Here is a 1,946-nt window from a genome sequence, read left to right on the forward strand (position 1 = left end):
CTCGCCCACCCACGCACATCAGCAAGGTCCCCACCCATAACCACACCAACGAACGAGCTGGCCACTAGTCACGGTATGCACCGTTGCAGTACTAGTCGACGTTGGCAGACCCCCGTGATCGACCTGATAAGGATGAGGCCTGACTTCAAAATCTGCGCTTACACTCGCCCAGGCCAACCGTCACCACCCGACTGGGCTACGCAATCAACTCTCCAGCAGCCCGCTGGCCAGTGCTCGCTCACAGTTGATGGCATGAGCACCTCGCCAGGTCCCCTGGTCAAGCTCTGGATGTGGATTGTCCGCAACAGGGCGTTGCATGACAGTGACGACGCTGGCGCGTCCGGCTGCCTTGGTTTTCTGCTCTGGGCGGGGCCCGCGTTCGGCCTTGCTGTCGGAGGCAGTCAGATGGCCAAGCACGGTCTGCCGCTCTGGTTAGCGATCGTCGTTCCCCTTGTCGTGTGGCTCTTCTGCCTGCATTTCCTAGTTATAGATCCCGAGCGCAAGGCCACCACCGCCTTGCGCGCCAAGTGGCTCGAACCGGTGTCCATCAAGGCCAAGACGGATTTGCTCAGGACCGCTCTCACCGAAGCCTCCAACCTGTCGCGTGACCTTGAAGCACAGCTCAGCATGACCAATGCATCCCTGGAGCGCATCAAAGGTCAGAGTCAACAAGCAATTGGCTGACATGGACCAGGAAGCAGCCGACGCCGTGGCGTATGCCTGGGGCCAGCGGGCTGCCGAGAAGGAGCGCAGATACGCCAGAGTGGCCACTTTGTGGGCCGTGATCGGAATCGTCGCCACCGTGCTCGTCGGCCTCCTCGCTAGGTATCTAGCCCTGTGATCGCCGCCCCCCGCCAGCCACCACGGACGCGTGTTTGACCGCTAATGCACGAAAGCCCCGGAACTCGTCCAGGGCTTCCATGCTCACCGACGACGCTTCGGACGTTGGCGCTCCCGCCGCCTGCGGTCGACCTCATCCAGCAGGTCGTAGTAGGCAGCCGCCACCTTCCGGCACTCACGCAGCACGATCGGCACCCGACTCACCACCATGCCGAGTGCGCCCAACATGCAGACACCCACCACTGCCCAGTCAGGGACTTCCACTGGCCCTTCGAACCTCTCGGTCAATGTGGCCAGTCCGGGCATAGGGGGGCTCGGTCCGACCACGGCTGATGTGGTCAAAACCAAGTCCCTGCCCGGCTCTTCAGAGGCTCAGGTGCTGCCGCGCGGCGCCAACGCGGATAGGCGCGATCTCTCCCTATGCAGGCATCGGCACATTTGGCAGGAACACCAGGAGCTGTTGACCTCGGCCGACGAGGTCGACAGCCATGGTGTCTCCCCTCCGTACGTTGCACCGGCTTCAAACCGTTCAACGCACAAAGTGGCTGTGACGACGGGCCCTCGATGGGCCTCTCACGCAACGCTACCGAAGTTGCACTCATGGTCACCGACGCTTGTAGGGCATGTGACCCAAGTCACAGGGGCGCTGAATGCTGCCACAGCGGCAGGGCCACCCTCAGGCCGCTAAACGCACGAAAGCCCCGGAACTCGTCCGGCGCGCGGAGGTGCCATGCCCCCAGGTGGAGCCCTCGCCCAAGTTGCTTCGGGACGAAGAGGTCCAGCCGCGGACGCCTGGCGTCTGATCCTTCGGGTGAGGATCTGTACGAGGTGCTTTGACTGATGGGTGAGCACATCGCTGCTCGCGCGCCCATCCCAGAATCGCCGACGGGGGCAGACGAGCGGCTGAGCCGGGTATTCGCCTTGTTGGGTGACGCGCTCGGCAAGGGCAGGGCAGTCTAGCGGCGACTGCTGGGCGGTCTCTGGGCCGTCCGAGCTCGCTCGACAGTGGCCTAGCCTCCGCGTTTCGGTTGGGAGGGGTCAGCCAGGCTGATCGCGGCGGACCGTGGTTCTGGCCGCCTGCTGTCAAGCGGGTATGGCTGGGGCCC

Annotated in this window: 3 protein-coding genes; 2 read left to right on the plus strand and 1 reads right to left on the minus strand. The window is 63.9% G+C overall.

Features of this window, described 5'->3' with window-relative positions; all coding sequences use genetic code 11:
* Window positions 1–252: 252 nt before the first annotated feature.
* Entirely contained in the window at window positions 253–684 is a 432-nt protein-coding gene (locus AB0D27_RS45420) for a hypothetical protein (RefSeq protein ID WP_362521522.1), read from the plus strand.
* Between the two features lies 1 nt (window position 685).
* Window positions 686–841 (plus strand): hypothetical protein, encoded by a 156-nt coding sequence (locus tag AB0D27_RS45425; RefSeq protein ID WP_362521525.1) that lies wholly within the window; start codon window positions 686–688, stop codon window positions 839–841.
* A gap of 83 nt (window positions 842–924) precedes the next feature.
* Here AB0D27_RS45425 and AB0D27_RS45430 read toward each other — a convergent pair whose 3' ends face one another.
* Entirely contained in the window at window positions 925–1,068 is a 144-nt protein-coding gene (locus tag AB0D27_RS45430; RefSeq protein ID WP_362521528.1) for a hypothetical protein, read from the minus strand.
* Window positions 1,069–1,946 lie beyond the last annotated feature (878 nt).

Origin of the sequence: Streptomyces sp. NPDC048415 (assembly GCF_040651675.1) — a bacterium.
Lineage (GTDB): Bacteria > Actinomycetota > Actinomycetes > Streptomycetales > Streptomycetaceae > Streptomyces.

Coding starts and splice junctions, on each gene's coding strand:
- AB0D27_RS45425 (WP_362521525.1), top strand. CDS start 686: ATGGACCAGGAAGCAGCCGACGCCGTGGCGTATGCCTGGGGCCAGCGG.
- AB0D27_RS45420 (WP_362521522.1), top strand. CDS start 253: ATGAGCACCTCGCCAGGTCCCCTGGTCAAGCTCTGGATGTGGATTGTC.
- AB0D27_RS45430 (WP_362521528.1), bottom strand. CDS start 1,068: ATGTTGGGCGCACTCGGCATGGTGGTGAGTCGGGTGCCGATCGTGCTG.